7 protein-coding genes are annotated in these 17,457 nt (G+C 45.3%); all 7 read right to left on the reverse strand.

Features of this window, described 5'->3' with window-relative positions:
• Positions 1-52 precede the first annotated feature (52 nt).
• The 7 genes from QUB26_RS01615 to QUB26_RS01645 all read right to left on the reverse strand — a co-directional run bounded on the left by QUB26_RS01615 (position 53) and on the right by QUB26_RS01645 (position 17,022).
• The gene (locus tag QUB26_RS01615) at positions 53-1,711 is read right to left on the reverse strand and encodes an adenylate/guanylate cyclase domain-containing protein (protein ID WP_333246311.1); all 1,659 of its coding nucleotides are present in this window, start codon (positions 1,709-1,711) and stop codon (positions 53-55) included.
• Entirely contained in the window at positions 1,686-4,244 is a 2,559-nt protein-coding gene (locus QUB26_RS01620) for a response regulator (RefSeq protein ID WP_333246309.1), read from the reverse strand. The genes QUB26_RS01615 and QUB26_RS01620 overlap by 26 nt, the downstream gene beginning before the upstream one ends.
• The gene (locus tag QUB26_RS01625; protein ID WP_333246308.1) at positions 4,241-4,633 is read right to left on the reverse strand and encodes a response regulator; all 393 of its coding nucleotides are present in this window, start codon (positions 4,631-4,633) and stop codon (positions 4,241-4,243) included. The genes QUB26_RS01620 and QUB26_RS01625 overlap by 4 nt, the downstream gene beginning before the upstream one ends.
• A 210-nt stretch (positions 4,634-4,843) precedes the next feature.
• Positions 4,844-6,268 (reverse strand): response regulator, encoded by a 1,425-nt coding sequence (locus QUB26_RS01630; RefSeq protein ID WP_333246306.1) that lies wholly within the window; start codon positions 6,266-6,268, stop codon positions 4,844-4,846.
• Between the two features lie 7 nt (positions 6,269-6,275).
• Positions 6,276-10,220 (reverse strand): PAS domain S-box protein, encoded by a 3,945-nt coding sequence (locus QUB26_RS01635; protein WP_333246305.1) that lies wholly within the window; start codon positions 10,218-10,220, stop codon positions 6,276-6,278.
• A 775-nt stretch (positions 10,221-10,995) separates the two neighbouring features.
• Positions 10,996-13,764 carry a family 10 glycosylhydrolase gene (locus QUB26_RS01640; protein ID WP_445299581.1) on the reverse strand — a complete coding sequence of 923 codons (2,769 nt, stop codon included), beginning with the start codon at positions 13,762-13,764 and terminating at the stop codon, positions 10,996-10,998.
• A 519-nt stretch (positions 13,765-14,283) separates the two neighbouring features.
• Positions 14,284-17,022 carry a DEAD/DEAH box helicase gene (locus QUB26_RS01645; RefSeq protein WP_333246301.1) on the reverse strand — a complete coding sequence of 913 codons (2,739 nt, stop codon included), beginning with the start codon at positions 17,020-17,022 and terminating at the stop codon, positions 14,284-14,286.
• Positions 17,023-17,457 lie beyond the last annotated feature (435 nt).

Raw genomic sequence — 17,457 nt, forward strand, 5'->3', positions numbered from 1 at the left:
AAAGTATAAATGCGGTCTACCTTTCATATTAATTGAAATTTACATCATAAACTTAAAAAGATTTCTTTTGTTCTTCAATTAACCAGTAAGTCAGCATCCTTCCTTTGCCTTTGATCGGGATATGACCCCGTTCTTCCAAAACAAACTGCTCTTTCAAACGCTCGTAAGTCGCCTCCGTCACTTGAATTTTACCAGGCAATCCGTTCGACTCCATGCGTGAAGCAACATTAACAGTATCGCCCCACAAATCATAGCTAAATTTACTAATCCCAATAATTCCAGCCACCACCGAACCGCTGTGAATTCCGAGCCTCAATTGAAAATTTTCTCCCATTTTGGCATTAAACCTCCCCAAAGCTGCCTGCATCTCCAAAGCTAAAAGTGCGATCGCCGAGGAGTGATCCTGCCGCGGCGTCGGCAAACCCCCAACCACCATGTAAGCATCCCCAATCGTCTTAATCTTTTCCAACCCGTGCAATTCAGACAACCTATCGAACTCCGAAAAAATCCCATTCAAAATTTCTACCAACTGCGTCGGACTTTTGTGAGCCGAAAACTCTGTAAAACCCACCAAATCAGCAAACAAGACGCTCACCTCATCAAAATGCTCCGCTATCAACTTTTGCTCTTTTTGCAAACGATCCGCAATAGGTTTCGGTAAAATATTCAGCAGCAATTTCTCTGTTTGCTCTTGCTGCACTTTCAGAGCTGCTTCAGCTTGTTTGCGCTGAATCAACGAACCGAGCTGCGTAGCAACCGCGCTCACTAATTCCAACAAGCGCGGCTGACATTTCAGAACTTTCTCGCGATAAAAAATCAAAATAGCTAACACTTGGTTTTCCGCCAAAATTGGCACCCCAAAAGCCGCTTTCAATCCCACACTCAGCGCAATTTTAGCTCGTAAAAAAACTTGTTCCGGTGCAGTAGAAACATCATCTATCCATTCAGACTGCTGCGACTGCCAAATCCTACCCGGAAGTCCCACACCGGGAGCAAAAATCAACTCCCAACTTGTTTGTTGGAATTGGGCAAAACTGGAGTCACTGACGTACCTACCTGTAGCGCATTTTAAAAACCCCTCACTGCAAGGAATCCAAGCTTCGCCCAGATTCCATTCAATAGTTTTGCAAATTAAACCTAAGATCACATCTATAGCCGACTCAAAATCTTCAGATTTGCTAATAGCTTGTGTGGCCTGCAGCAGCAATCTTGTTTCCATTTCCACCTGGTGGCGTTCAGCGATTTCCTGGTGCAATTGGATATTTTGATCGGTCAATTTTTGATTTTTTTCTTGCAATTGCATTTGCAATGAACGCACAGTAAGTTGATTGCTGACTCGTGCCAATACTTCTTTCACCTGAAAAGGTTTAGTTATATAATCCGAGCCGCCCACTTCAAAAGCTTTGGCTTTATTTATTCCTTCTTCTAGCGCGCTCAGAAAAATGATGGGAATTTCCCGAAATTGCGATTGGGATTTTAATTTTTTACATAGTTCGTACCCGTCAATATCCGGCATCATAATATCGAGTAAAATCAAATCTGGCGCGCTAGATTGAATAGCATCTAACGCCGAAAAACCATTAGTAACTGGTCTAACTTTATAGCCATTTTTTTGCAAAATCCTAATCAACAAACGCAGATTATCTGGTGTATCGTCAACTACTAAAATATCCGCTTGATAGTTTTCAGTTTGTTCCGCCTTCATCTGCATTATCTGATTCCTCCGCCTCGGCAATTAAATTGAGAATTTTCTGGTAATCAAAATTATCGAGATGACCCTGGAGGATTTCCGCCAATTCAGGATGAGGCCTCCTTATTTCGTCGATTGTCCTGACAATTAAGTCAAAATCAGCACTGCGGATTACCTGCTTCATGTTGTCTATCCATTCTGCGGGAAGTATGGGTAAATAAGCAAGCGCAGCATTAGAGAGCGAGTCAGATAAATTATTTGGATCGCCTATTGAGATAAAGTCCGTTGAGTTAGAGTAGAGATACCTCACCCCCAAATGTTTGGTGATGGCATCAAATATATCGGTTTTGCGGAAAGGTTTGCTAATAAAATCGTCGCAGCCGACCAATAAAGCAAACGCTTGCCTTCCTTCAATTGTACTAGCTGTCAAAGCAATAATCTTCGGAATCGGGGATTCGGGATCGGAAATATTCATTTCCCCTTCTTGCTCTCTCTGCTTGATTCTAGTCTTAATTTGTTTAGTAGCTTCGTAGCCGTCCATCACTGGCATTCGCACATCCATCAAAATTAAGTGCGGATGCCAATTTTCCCACATTTCTATTGCTTCCTGGCCGTTGGTGGCTTCTTCCACCCCGAAACCTAAAGGAGAAAGCATTTTGACTAAAAGTTGGCGGTTGTCTTCGCGATCGTCCACAATTAAAATCCGGTAGCACGGTTGATTGGGTTCCAAACCACTCACTTCGCGGTTAAGTTCCGGATCTGGAAGCTCAGCAGCATCAACTGCACCCACTGGAATTTCAAATTTAAAAGTAGTGCCGAGTTCCAGTTGACTTTCTACGACAATTTCGCCTCCCATCAGGCGGACAAATTGACGACTGATCTTCAATCCTAAACCCGTGCCTTTCTGATTTTTTTGACCGGAAGCTGTTTGCACAAAAGCATTAAAAATGCTGCCCAATTCTTCAGGAGCAATGCCAACTCCTGTATCTTCAATTTCAAATAGAAGAAAAAAACCAGGCACAGTTGAACCCTCAGCCTCATCGCTCCATTCAACCTTGGCAAAATCACTGCTAGTTCTCGAAAATTCCCGAATACTTCTTGTGGTATCAAAGCAAGCTGTAGAACTATCCAGTAAATCCAGAAAACCCGATTTTTCTAACTTGATAACTCTTAAGATGATTTCGCCTGTTTGGGTAAACTTAATCGCATTACTCAGAAGATTAATCAACACTTGCCGCAGTTTAATATCATCGGTTCGCACGTACTGAGGAACGTCAGCATCGCGCTGAAAATGCAACTGCAATTCTTGATTATGTACCCGCAGTTGAAACATATCTTGCAAATCGTCAAGCAAGCGGTAGATGTCGAAGTTTTTCGGGTTAAGTGTCATCCGCCCCGCTTCGATTTTTGACAAGTCTAAGACTTCATTGATCAAGGTAAGCAAGTGTTCGCCACTACGGCGAATAATTCTCATATTTTCTCGGTTTTCGACAGTAAGATCCGGACTGGGTTCCATGATCTGTGCAAAGCCGAGTATAGAATTGAGAGGGGTGCGTAACTCGTGGCTCATATTGGCGAGAAACGTGCTTTTAGCTTTGTTTGCTGCTTCAGCAGCTAATGCAGCTTGTTGCAGTTGTTCTGTACGTTCGTCAATTTGGGCTTCTAAGGTGTGGTGGTAATCTGCTAGTATTTTTTCCGCTTGTTTGCGATCGCTAATATCTTGAAAAGCTGCGATCGCATAAACAATATTTCCGCTAGCGTCAAAAATCGGCGTGGTATTGATCTCGATCGCAATTCTTTTGCCCTCTTGACGGATTTCTACATCGTCAACCTTGACAGATTCTCCTTTCAGTGCACGCAAAATTGGCAGATTATCCGGCGGGTACAGCTCATCAGTATTGGCAACATAAAGTTGATAAGTGGCAGCTAATTGTTCCGCAGTGCTTTCCGGGATAGTGTCTGCACCCAGCAAATCCCGCGCTGTCTGGTTGAAATAGGCGATCGAGCCATCGGGATGATAAACAGATACCCCCACTGGCAAAGCTTCTAAAAATTGACTCAGGCGGCTTTCACTCGCAGACAGCGCCTCATTTACTAGCTTTAACTCCTCGTTTACTTCTTGGCGCTTATGAATTTCATCTGTTAACTTTTGATCTTGCAAATAACTGTGAACTGCTTCTACTACCGTTAATTTTAAGTCTTCATTTTGCCAAGGTTTAGGAATATAACGGTACAACTTAGCATACTTGATAGCATTACTCAGGGCTTCCAAATCAGCTTGTCCCGTTAGCATAATAGTCAGCGTCTCCGGCGAGCTTTCGTGAATTTTTCTGAGCAGTTCATCTCCTTTAATATCCGGCATGATATAATCGGAAAGCACCAAAGCAATCTCGTATTCATCTGCCCGCAAATCTGCCAGCAACTCTAAAGCATCAGCCCCCCCTTCAGCGGTTTCAATTATACACCGATCGCCGATCGCCTTTTTCAGTTCAATCTTTAAACTGTTCAAAACGTCAGGTTCATCATCAATACAAACAATCACAGGTTTTTTCATAACTTAGCCAGCCCAGATTTTATAGTTTCTATTAAGTCTTTGCTTTGCCAGGGTTTGTACAAACAACAGTATAAATCTGCTTCTTCTACTGCCCGCTGAACAGCCGATACCTCCGCTTGTCCAGTCAACATCACTTTAATAATTGTAGGATACTTTTGGTGAACTTTGATTAAAAGTTCGTCACCTTTAATTCCCGGCATCAGCCAATCCGAAACAACCACAATCACCTGAGCTTTTTCTTGAAATTCCTCAAGTAAATCTAAAGCTTCATCACCACTTTCAGCTAATTCATAAAAATAATCATTCTTAAATTCATTTTTGAGCTGAATCTTGAGAGTATTCAAGATATCCGGTTCATCATCAACGCAAAGAATTACAGGCTTATTCATCTTTTCCTCTCTGCTTAAATTGTAGTAGGTTTACTGACATGAATTCCTTTTACATTATTGATTTCCGGCAAAGATGCAGGATATCTGCCCCCTATCTTATTTTAATAGGACTTCCGAAGATAAACCCGGTTTCTTGTAATAAATCTTGTATTTATCAGCGAGACAGCGACGAGTGTCACCGGGAATCAGCCCCCTGCAGGTAAGTTTTGTTTAATAAATTGGCAGCGAGACTGTAAAAGTTGTCTGCCCCGGTACAGAATCTACAGCAATTGTGCCTTCGTGTTTTTCCACAATTTTTCTTACAATATCCAATCCCAAACCGCTACCTTCGCCCGCAGATTTTGTCGTAAAAAATGGCTGAAAAATTTTGGGAATAACTTCTGAGGGAATACCTTTGCCGTTATCAGTAAACTTAAGTAAAATATTCGCCCCTTGCTGCCCAGTTTCAATCGTCAAAACACCTTTATAATCCATTGCTTGCAGGGCATTATGAACGAGATTCGTCCAAACTTGATTTAAGTCATCGGGATAGCACATAATTTCGGGTAAATCTCCATAATTTTTCACTACTTCTATACCGTGTTTTAGTTGATTTTGATAAAGGGTTAACACCGTTTCAATGCCATCATGTAAGTTCGCCTGGACTTTTTCTGGTTTGCTATCAAAATGAGCGTAGGTTTTTAAGGCAAATACTACTTTTCCCGACTTCGCTGTTGCTCTTTGGATCAGGCTAATACTTTTTTTAAAGCTCGCAAACTGGTAAGCACTATTTAAAACTACTTCCCAATCCGGCGATTTGAAAAGTGGCAAGAACTCTTCTATATTTTCGTAGATTTCCATGTCAACTAAAGTATCCGCAATTTCCTCGGAGTTTTCAACAGATTCTGCCATCATGTCCGCAGTCAACTGCTGCTTAAACTTGCGTTTTTCTCTACTTGTGAATAAAATTTCTTGATGGGTTGCTCTGTACATTAAAGCTAAAAAATAAGCTTTGCTTTCGTCAGAAAGTTTTTGATAAATTTCCTGAAATTTCTCTAAAAAATCGTCTGAAAAATTAGCTATATTATTAATAGACGAACCTATAATACCCAAGGGGGTATTGATTTCGTGAGCAATGCCGGCAATCAGTTGTCCCAGGGCTGCCATTCTTTCCGATTGAATCAAATGCTCTTGGGTGGCTTGCAGTTGGTGGATTGCCGTTGCTAAATCTTGATTTTTTTCTTGCAAAGTTTGTTGCAGCGAACAGATTTTTAAATGAGTTTCTATCCGGGCTAAAACTTCTTCAACCTGAAACGGTTTAGTAATAAAGTCAACTCCGCCAACTGCAAAAGCTTTAACTTTATCCAGCACGTCATTAATCGCACTAATAAAAATAACAGGAATGTCTTTGGTAATTTCAGAAGCTTTGAGTTGCTGGCAAACTTGATAGCCGTCCATTTCCGGCATCATAATATCCAGCAGCACTAAATCCGGAGGTATTTTTTGAGCAGCAGACAATGCTAGCTTGCCATTGGGAACCGGGCGAACTTGATAGCCTTTTTCGCTCAAAATTCCTGCCAGCAGCCGCAGGTTTTCTGGCGTATCGTCTACTACTAAAATATTAGCTCGATTGGTTTTAGGTAAAGTTAAAGTCATCGGGTCTTTACTGTTTCTCGCTGAGTTCGATTATGTTCAAAATTCTGTCATATTCAAAATTATTAATGCAATCTTGAAGCTTGGCCGCAAGAGAGGGATTGACAGTGCCGATTTGTGCGATCGAACTGGCGATCGCCTCCATGTCCACACTCAAAATACTTTGCTTGAATTGGGCCATCCAATCTGGAGAAAGAGAGGCGAAAGCCTCCGGTATCAGCACCTCCTGACTTGACTCCTCTACACCTGTGGCACTTACTGCAGTTGGATCTTCATAAATATAGCGTACTCCTAAATGTTTCCCCATTGCCACAAAGATATCCTCCTCTCGGAACGGTTTCCGCATAAAATCATCGCAACCCGCCGAAAGAATCACCGCCCGTTCTTCCTCCAAAACGCTAGCAGTTAGGGCCACAATCGCCGTTGCTTGCCCCCCAGTTGTAGTTTTAATCTGTTTCGTTGCCTCATAGCCGTCCATCACAGGCATTCTCATGTCCATCCAAATCAGATGCGGTTCCCACTCCCTAAAAATATCAACCGCTTCTTTACCATTATTCGCTTCTCTCAACTCAAATCCGAGTGGACTGAGAAGTTTTACTAACAGTTGGCGGTTCAAAGGTTTGTCGTCCACAATTAGCAAGCGATAACTCGGTTGATTTGGTTCCAGGGCAACAACTCGACGTTGAGTTTTTTTGCTTTCAATATCACTAGCTTCAACCAAATGAACTTGGATATCAAACTGAAATAATGCACCATTTCCGATCTCGCTGCTAACCGTAATTTCACCTCCCATTAATTGCACGAACTGGCGGCTAATAGCTAAACCTAAACCCGTTCCTTCCTGAGAATCTTTACCTGTTTTCGTCTGCACGAATGCTTCAAATAACTGATTGATTTCCTCAGCAGCAATGCCTGCACCAGTATCTTGAACTTCAAAATGCAGCCAGTAGTGGCCGGGCAATTGGTCAGTGCTGTTTTTATGTATATTCCGCCTTCCTGCTTTGACTTGCATCGACACTCCCCCTTCTGAAGTAAATTTAATTGCATTATTGAGCAAATTAATTAAGACTTGCCGCAATTTAACTTCATCAGTACAAATGTAATGGGGAACTTCTGCGTCTCGGTCGAAGATTAATTGCAAACCTTTTTGCTCAGCTTTGAGAGCAAACATATCTTCTAAATCGTCGATTAGTTGGTACAAATCGAAGCTTTTTGAATTAATAGTAGTGCGTCCGGCTTCAATTTTTGATAAGTCTAAAACTTGGTTAATTAAAGTCAGTAAATGTTCGCCACTCCGCAGGATAATTCCGACATCTTCTTGATTTTCCTGAGACAAACTTTTACTGCGAAGCATGACTTGAGCAAAACCGATGACCGCGTTCAGGGGCGATCGCAATTCGTGGCTCATATTGGCGAGAAAGGTACTCTTCGCTTTGTTTGCTGCTTCGGCCGCTTCTTTCGCCTGCTGCATTTTGATTTCCGCTTGTTTGTTATCAGTAATGTCTTTAATAAAACCTTCGTAGTAAAGCAGATTTCCTGCTTCATCGCAGACAGCGCGACAATTTTCCGAAATCCAGATTATGCTGCCATCTTTGCGGTAAATTTCCGATTCAAAGTTTGATAGTATTCCGTCCTCGTTCATCAGCGCAGCAAATTCATCGCGGCGGTTGGGTTTCACGTAAAGCTGGTTATTGAAATTCGGCTGTACTGCTATTAATTCTGCAGGCGATTCGTAACCGTAGATGTTAGCTAAAGCGGGGTTAGCGCTGATGTATTTCCCGTCAATAGCAGTTTGAAAAATTCCATTCAAAGCATTTTCATAAATATTGCGGTACTTTTCTTCTGCTTCCCTGAGTGCAGTTTCGGCTTTTTGGCGCTCGGTAATATCGCTAGAAATCGACAAAAAACAAGCTTCTCCCTCAATATCGATGGTTTCTATAGACAGTAGTGCCGTTCTTTCTGTACCATTTTTATTGCGAAACCTCAGCTCATAATTGTGAAGAGCCGTCTTATTTTTCAACATTTGAATCATGCGATCGCGCTCTCCCAAACTCGCCCAAAAATTGAGTTCTACCGCAGTTTTGCCAATGATTTCTTCGTGACTGTACCCCATCATCCGACAAAAGCTTTCATTGGCTTCTATGTGGCGACCATCGCTAATTCTAGTCAGAGTAATTGCATTAGGACTTAAACGAAAAGCTTTAGAAAACTTTTCTTGTGCTTTGGCAAAATCGGCGGTACGTTCGGCAACTTGCACTGCTAAATTGTCGTTGTATTCCTTTAATACTTTCTCCGCTAGTTTGCGTTCTGTAATATCTTGAAAAGCGCACATCCCGTAGATAACATTTCCTTGAGCGTCATAAATAGGAGTTCCCCAAACTTGCAGGGGAACAGTTTTGTCAGTCGAGGTGATTTCAAGGTCATCAACTGTTACACTCTTACCCTGCAAAGCATTTAAAATTGGGTCGCGTTCTGCCGGGTAAATTTCCTGAGTCCCAGCTAAATAAACTCGGTAGGATTGACGTAAAGTTTCGGAATCGGCTGGTACAATTCCTTGAGCTAACAATTGCTCTCCAGTAGGATTAATGTAGTGAGGTTGACCGTTGGGATCGGCAATAAAAATTCCTAGCGGTACTGCATTTAAAAATTGTTTTACTCGGTTTTCGCTTTCCGAGAGAGAAGTAAATGAATGCTGCAATTGCTCGGCCATGCTGTTAAAAGCAGTGGCAAGTTCTCCGAGTTCATCTTCGCGATTCAGAGTCAGCTTTGTATCCCATTCATTCCGCGCCAAAGCTTTCGCCGCCGCATTCAATCTTAAAATCGGCTGAACTACCCATTTAGCAGTAAGAATCCCCAGGATTGTCGCCCCTAGCAATGCTGCAAGCGACAGTAAAAAAGTGGTGCGCGTGTTGAGGTTAATTTGCTCCATAAAGTCAGACTCTGGCACAACTACGACAATCAGCCAATCCAACCCTCGATCGTCTTTAAAAGGAGCTACCTGAATAAAATTTCGCTGGCCATCAACATCAAAAGTAAGTTGTTGAGAATTATTAATTTTAGCTAAGCTATCGTAGGATTTATCTAAATGTTGTGCAGTTTGGCGAATTACCGGATTTTCGCTTTCTGAAGCTTTAATGCGCCTTGTTTCTTTACCTTCCACCACGAATTCTGGACTCGCCGTAGAAGTAGCAATTAACATCCCCGATCGCTCCATGACAAAAGTTTGTCCTGATTTGCCAATTTTGAGGCTAACCAGAAATTCTTTGATTCGGGAAAACAGCAAATCGCTGCCAGCTACGCCTAACAATTGGCCAGCGTCGTCGTAGATAGGCAAAGCAGCAGTAATTGCCAGTTCCCTAGTCAAAAAATCTGTATAAATTGGAGTCCAAATAGGTTTTTTTGCCGCAGCCGCTGCTATGTACCAAGGGCGAGTTCGCGGGTCATAAATATCGGGTGAAATTTGCACTAATTGAACGCGGTTTCCCTGAGAGTCCGCAGTATATCGAGCTAATTTATTGTCAGTAGAGATGTCAGCAGCCGATATCAAAATCCCATCTTTAGTGCGGATTGCTCCAGAGTGTTCTCCATTTTCTTTGCCTGTGTAAATGATACTGATAGAATCAAAATATTGAATTTGTTCTAGAAAATGATGTTCTAGTTTTTGCTGGTCTTCTAGGTTCAATTGCCCCAGTTTTATGCCTTGAAGGTTCAGGTAATTTACAATGTGGGGAATTGACATATAATGTTCCATGCGGTCTTTGATGCGATCGCTAATTTCTCCCCGCAACTGAGCAGCAACATCGTTGACTGCCCGCTGACCGTTTTGGAAAGATAGCCAACCTACAACTCCTACCGTGCCGACAATTTGCACTAAAAAAGGAACCACAAGCACCGTTTGTAATGGAACTTTGCCGATAAATTTTGTAGCTAAACGATTGAGGGGTTTAGGAAACATATTCATCCTAAAAGTAGTGAAAATGGGCATTTTAAATTAGTAGATGTTAAAATCTTGGATCGAGAGACGAGCGAGGAATATAAAATCCGGTTAATCACTCATCGTCAAATTGTTTTAACTGGACCTTTAAGAGTTTTGAGGACTTCCGTCCTCACTAAGTAGGTGCAAACTTATATCTGGCACCATTCTCAATTAGCCTTTTAGGAACAGGCTTTTCGGCCTGTTCCACAAGAAAAATTATCTTTTGTGGAACGGGCCCCAGAGCCCGTTCTTGAGAATGGTGCAAGATGTGAGTGCAAATAAACATTACATGGTTCGGGCGGGTGAGAGGACTCATCTACTCGCTGTGATCGTGGATCTTAGCTCAATCCTCCCTGATAAGATACTATGGTTATTTTGTGATGACCTACTTAGGATCGCGAATTAAATAATTGACACTCTTGAAAGTGGGGAGTAGAGGTTGGGCGTCCCGCCCGCCCTTTATGGACGGGCGGGACGCCCATCCCACAAGAACCATGACGCATTGTAAGTTATTTAATTCTCATTCCTTACAAACTTACAGTTCGCGATCGCACTCCGACCCAAGACAGCGGGTTTCGGCTTCGCTCAACCACCGGGTTTTTTACTGCATCTGAGGGATTGAACGAAGTATGACTGTGAAAAAAACAAGGTGAGGATTACCCGTGGATCGCGAACTAACTTAATTAGAGTACGATCGCCCAAATGTTAGCACGATCGCACTATCCAGAGCAGCAAACACCCCAAAAATCTGTATTTACCTGCGATTCAACTCCATCCTTTCGCCGTAACGTAAAAGCATATCCAAACTCTCCAAACGATTCTGCCAAGTTTGTACCTGATAGCTATTTTCCGCAGAATGCAAGCGCATCGAAGATTGAAACTGAGATTGAAAACTCCCCAACAATCTTTTAGCAGTTGCTAAACTTTCTCTAGAAGGATTTGCCGCCAACTTGCTCAAAGCTTGCGCCAATTCATCCGCTCGACTTTGCAAAACCTTCAGTTCAGATTCCGACACCCGCAACTCATTGTTAGCTAACAAAAAACTCCATTCCTGCTTGAGAGCAGTATACCGCGAAGCCGCCGCCGCAAAGGGCTGTCGGTAAGGAATCGGCTCCGCAGCAGAAGTGGAACGCACCGGCGGGCCTTGAGTGCGGTTAAAAAATCCCTGCATCGCGCTGCTGATACTTTCCACAGCAAAAATAGCATAGCCCCCAGTCGGCAAATCGCGCAAAGCTTGAATTTGGTCGATCGCCACAACTTCCGGGAGAGTCAACAACTTAACCGAGGGAGAAATCAAAGCCGAACCCAGAATTTGTTCATTTACCAACGGTTCAGTGATGCGTTGAAGTCGGTTCGTATCCAAAGCATAAGTCATCGGCACAATCAAATCTACAATGCCCTGACGAGCCCAAACTTCCCAATTTTGCTGAATTTTGTAAATCCGCTGACTTTCCGGGTGCGGAAACACCGCCACCGACAGAATTGTGCGCGGATAATTCTGCCGCAAAAGCTGAGAAACTTCAGCTACAAAACTATTAATTTGATTAGTTTTAAACTCAACCCACTGCCGCCACAAACTGCCGTTTCTGGGGGAAATATTCACCGGGTCTGAACCAGTCAACTGCCTAAATTGCTGCCTCGCCGCAATACCGTAACCGTAAGTAAAATTCGCATTATCATCTTGAAAAGGATAGCGAATATAGTCTAATTGTACCCCATCTACTTTGTAGTTATTGGCAATTTCGTTGACTATTTGTAGCAAATAATTCCGCGCTTCCGGGTTGGCTGGGTCGAGATAAAATTTACCATCGTTAGGATTTTGCGTGCGTCCTTTATTGTCAATATTGGCCCACTGTGGATGAGCGGAAAGCACCGGGCCTGGATAAGAACTAGGCTTGCCAATTAAAGTATTGTGGCGCTTATTTCCTGTGGCAAAAACCCAAACCCAAGCGTGCAGTTCCATGCCTCGCTCGTGGGCTAATTTAACCGCAGATGCCAGCGGATCCCAGCCAACTGTCAGGGGGTTTTGTTGCGGTGCAACTTGACTCGGATAAATCGTATATCCGGCATTCAAAGTTTCAAAGAAAACAGTATTGATACCTGCGGCGGCGAGCCGATCGAACACTGCCGCCAAACCCTGTTCCGATCGTGCTGCGACGATCGTCCCGCGATCGAGCCAAACCGCCCGAATTTCCGCCCCAACCCGCTGTCCTTCCTTCGGGTAATTTTCCCACAGCAACTGCCGCGCTTCCACCCACTGCGATCTCGCCTCCGCGTAGTTTTGCTGTTGCAGGAGTTGGTCGAAAGTTTGCAAAACCTGCCGCGCTTGGGCGATCGCCCGTACCCTGATCGCTTGCAGAACAGGGGGGCGACTGGCTGCTGGGCCGCCTCCGCCCTGTTCTGCAGCCAGCAGTTGAGGGGAGGTAGCAGCATTGAGATTGATGGCGGTATTGGCTGAATTAGATGCTGTCAGGGCGCTTTCAAACCGGCCGAGGAGGTTAGTGAGTTCTTGGCGCATCAAGTACGCTTCAATGCTGACGATCGGCTTATTGGAATTGGGCTGCACGTCCAAACCCGCCGGCGCCGACTGATCCGAAGGGTCTGTAAAAGTTGCAGGAACTGAATCGGGAAGCGAGCCAGAGGGAGAAAGTCGGCTCAGCGGGGTAGTACGCGGCAAACTAGGGCTGTTTCTAGTGACTCTTGAGGGGGGGGTTGGCAGTGGGGTTGCGGCAGCAGGGGGCGGCGCAGAGGGCCCAGAAGCGATCGTGCCTCCCCAGCGGGCGATCGAGGCTTGGAGCCAAGCCTTATCTACATTTGCCGAACCGTCGCTACCCCAACGCCAGCCAAGGTAGGTAGCGCGATCCGTGGCGATGGCTGCAGAGGAACCGGAACTATCTTTCCAAGTAGCAATAGTTTGACTGTTCGCATCAGCCGGAATCAATACACCGCCTTGGACAGAAGCATTTTGTTGTGCAGTCGGCACCCAATTGCTAGAAGTAGTGCAAGCAATATCCCGACAGCGGCTGCGCGGTTGTGGCGTCGCCGGTTGGGTTAACGGAAAAGCCCAATAGGCCCCAAGGAGCGATCGCAAAGATTGGCGCACCAAGGCTGGGGAACTGCGGCCGACGGGGCCCGAAGCAATCAAGCGGCCGCCCTGGGATGCCCAAGCTTCTAAAACTTTAATTTGCGCCGGAGTCAAAGTTTCAATGTTGGGTAAAAACAGCACGTTAACGCCTGTTAAATCCCCCAAATTTTTGATTTCTTCGAGATTGATTGGTTTGTAAGCAATGCCACTTTCCCAGAGGCGCGTGGTAATCTTTACCCAGTCGGGAGAATTCTCGGAACTGCGAACTACGCCCAGAACTACTTCTGCGAAACTCGGAGAGGGAAATAGGATGAAGAGATTGAGTAATGTACTCGCTAGAGTGCCAATTAAGACTCTTTGCAAGAAAGTGAAAAAGCGAGTTTTTTTAGCCTGGGAGCAGGCATCCGGCAGTTGATCGGGCTTTTTGATTTGTTGCATCATAAATAGGAGAATTACCCAGCGCACCGTTTCGGAAAATTTCAATAACAATTAAGATCGATCGATCCGCACCATACAATTTTCTATCCTGCCCTGCAACCTGAATCAGGAAAAAGTGCGATCGATCGATTTTATATTTTAGATTTTGGATTTAAATCTGGGTCTATTCCTTATGACAGTTGACAGTTGACTGTTTGGTCAGTTGGGCATTGGAACAATACCGATGCCACCGGAAACGATTTTAGATTAAAACCTGGGTGCATTTGGGTTGAAAAACCCAAATACAATTTAGATGCCGCACAGCTTAGGAATGAGAATTAAATAACTTGCATTTGTTGTAGGTTGGGTTGAGGAACGAAACCCAACAATCAAGCGTGGCGTTGGGCGGAGCGAAGCGTAGGGTTCGTTCCTCAACCCAACCTACGAAGTTATTTAATCCACGATCCTGACAGCCAAAAGTCAACAGCCAACAGCCAACAGCCAACAGCCAACTGTCAACAGCCAACTGTCAACACTTTTCTAAGTTGCAGCTTCATTCACCGGGAATCTATCGATTAACTGCATCGCCCGACAAGCATTTCTCCGCAAAGAATCGGAAACATGAGGAACATGAGGAATCTGAGACAAGAAATCCAAAGTCCGGCGCAAAATCCGCACCACATCCCCTTCATCCAAACTCGTATGGCTAATCAGTTCCAGCCATTCAACACCCAGAGCCCACTGTTCGACCAAAGTCACTAAATCGCGTTCCAGCCAAATCGGGATTGCAGAATCGTGCTTGCGCTGCACTTGAAACAATCGGCGGCGCAAGCCTTTTTGCAGATTGTCCAAAGGTGCCAAAACTTCTGGCGACAGCGAGTAGTGAGTCCAACTGTCGGGCCTGGAAACTTCTGTAACTAAGGCCGCGCAAGCTGCAGCGAGGTGGTGGGGGTCGAGTTCGTCAAACTCGGCAGACATCAGGGACAAACCCAGCCACAGTTCGTTATCCCCGCGAATAGCGGCGCAAGCTTGACCCAAGATTGTGGGTACTAACCTACCGGAGGAGTCATCTCGGTTTACATTTGCCGAAACTACTCTTTCCAAGCAGCCAAAATTCAGCAAGATGTCGATTAAGTTGAGAAATTCCTCCCAGTAGCGAGCTCTCTGCTTTTCTAAGTCTTCTTCGCTTTTGCGAACTTCTTTTTTCAATTCTTCCCGGCGGCGCTGACGTTTGAGCAAAGTACCGGGATTGCCCCATTCTAGAACCGGGTGAATTTCTAGCTGAGCTTCTAGGGCTGCGATTTTCCGCTGTTGCTCGATCGCCTCTGGGCTCGGTTCTGGTGTGGGCAATTGTGGGATCGATGCAGCAATCGAAGCAGTTTCTTCAGTTCCCAAGCGGCACTGGCCGAGTCTCAGGGGCATTTCCGAGGGCGGGTTCAAGGTATCTGCAACGCTCAAGCGGGGTAATTCGGCGTGCAGGCTAGCGACATCGCTAATGGCGACGATATACCAGCGGTTATCTTTGCCCAAGCACACTAAATTTGGTGCTTGGCCAGAACCTGCGACTTTGGCAACCAATACGGCGGGTACTGGAGTTGTGTGCGATCGTTTGGCTGTCGGAACGTGCTTGCCTTTAAGACTCAGAACCGTTCCGAGCACTGCAAAAGCCACAGCTACGGACATTTCCTTAAATCTGGCTTCTTCAGCTTGCTGCAATAGAGTTTTCAGCAAACGTTTGTCTTCTTTGAGTCTGCCCTGCAATTTTTCGTAATGGGCGAGGTTTTTTTCCAGGGTGGAGACATTTCCTCCCGCCGCTAAGGACTGTTCCAGCACTGCTAATTCTGTTTGCAGTCGGTCTAATTCTGATTGCTGGGGCTGCAAGTACAAGGTTGATAGGTATTGACCGAAACTCCGTTCTACCAACTCTTGAGCTTCGTCGAGAGTGTGAGTTTGCAGCAAATTCAGCACCATGCCGTAGCTGGGCGTAAACTGACTGGCGAGGGGGTCGGCTTTGGCTGTTGCCAAATAGGAGGCTTCTTTTGCGCCTTCAAAGCGCGTCTGAACTGCGACCACGTGCCCCAGCTTGTCCATGCCCCGCCGACCCGCCCGACCGGCCATTTGGAGGAATTCTGAAGCGTTTAGCAGTCGGTGTCCCTTGTCGGTGCGCTTGGACAGGGTGGAAATAACTGTGGTGCGGGCGGGCATATTAATCCCGGCTGCTAGGGTTTCGGTGGCAAATACGACTTTAATCAAACCTCTGCCAAAAAGTTCTTCTACTAAACCTTTCCAAGCGGGCAAAATGCCTGCGTGGTGGGCGGCGATGCCTTTTAAAAGTGCTTCTTTTTGACCGAAGCGTTCTGCTTCTGGGTTTCGCTGTAAAAAATCGTCAATTATGCGTTTGAGTTCGGCTGTTTCGGCTTCGTTAACTAGGGAGAAATTGCCGACTTCTGCGACTGCTTGGTCGCACCCGCGACGGCTGAAGATGAAGTAAATTGCTGGTAGCATATCTCGATCGTCCAACCGGGCCAAAACATCGGTCAAACTCGGAGTGGGGATGCTGCCTCTTTCTACTTTTTGCTGCTTCTTTTTGGGGACTAACCGGGCATTCGCTCTTTTGCCGGTCTCGTCTAGCAGCGGAAATATCCCTTTTTGGTTGGCGAAGTGGAATTGCAGGGGTACTGGCCGAAAGTCTGAGTAGACGAGCTCTGTGGGCCCGTGGACTTTGTTAATCCAGTCTGTGAGTTGGTCGCTATTGGCAACGGTTGCTGAGAGGGCGAGCAGTTGAATTTCGCTCGAACAGTAGATGATGGATTCTTCCCAGACGGTACCACGCTGGCGATCGTTCATGTAGTGACACTCGTCGAGCACGACGGTTTCGACTCCGGTGAGGGAAGTACCGACTTCTCCGATCGGCGTACCGTAGAGCATATTCCGAAATATTTCGGTAGTCATCACCAAAATCGGCGCATCTCGATTGACGGAGATGTCGCCGGTGAGCAAACCTACGTTGTCGTCTCCAAATTGACTGCGGAAGTCGCGCAGCTTTTGGTTAGAGAGAGCTTTGAGGGGAGTGGTGTAGAAGACGCGCCGCTTCCTGGAGAGTGCTTGATGGATGGCGTATTCCCCGATTAACGTTTTCCCAGAGCCTGTGGGAGCGCACACGACAACGGATTTACCTGCATCGAGGGCGGCGATCGCCTCTCTCTGAAAGTTATCTAGCTCGAAGGGAAATATGGTCTTCAGATCCAGCTCTGGGCGGTTCTGGGCAGTGTCTGGCACAAGGATTATTATCAGGTTTCAGGGTAAGTATGCTGAAATCTTGCTGAAAGCAAGTCAGCAGAGGACTGTACTGATTTTAGACCAACGCCCGCAAATCGGCTATGAAGGAAGAGGGAAGAAGGAAGAAGGAAGAGGTAATAAGGAAGAGGGAAGAAGGAAGAAGGCAAAAATTTTTTCTTTCTTGTGCCAACTGCCAAAACATGAGGTGCTCATAGGGCATAGGGTTCCGTGGGCATAGGGCTCGCCCCCATACCTCACCACGCTTGAGAACCGCTATATTGATTAATCCCAGCCGAAGTCTCGATCGCACAATTGGGCTAGTCTTTGGTTGTGCGATCGAAAGTATGCTCTCAATTGCTCGTATATTGTGTCGTTTAATATAAAAATAGCTGTTGGCTGTGAACTTGGCTCAAGTGCTGCGATTTGTGGATTAAA

The organism is Microcoleus sp. B4-C1, assembly GCF_036705285.1.
Lineage (GTDB): Bacteria > Cyanobacteriota > Cyanobacteriia > Cyanobacteriales > Microcoleaceae > Microcoleus.

Excerpts from the sequence above, each read along its gene's own strand:
- QUB26_RS01615 (WP_333246311.1), bottom strand. The coding sequence starts at position 1,711 with ATGCAGATGAAGGCGGAACAAACTGAAAACTATCAAGCGGATATTTTA.
- QUB26_RS01620 (WP_333246309.1), bottom strand. The coding sequence starts at position 4,244 with ATGAAAAAACCTGTGATTGTTTGTATTGATGATGAACCTGACGTTTTG.
- QUB26_RS01625 (WP_333246308.1), bottom strand. The coding sequence starts at position 4,633 with ATGAATAAGCCTGTAATTCTTTGCGTTGATGATGAACCGGATATCTTG.
- QUB26_RS01630 (WP_333246306.1), bottom strand. The coding sequence starts at position 6,268 with ATGACTTTAACTTTACCTAAAACCAATCGAGCTAATATTTTAGTAGTA.
- QUB26_RS01635 (WP_333246305.1), bottom strand. The coding sequence starts at position 10,220 with ATGTTTCCTAAACCCCTCAATCGTTTAGCTACAAAATTTATCGGCAAA.
- QUB26_RS01640 (WP_445299581.1), bottom strand. The coding sequence starts at position 13,764 with ATGCAACAAATCAAAAAGCCCGATCAACTGCCGGATGCCTGCTCCCAG.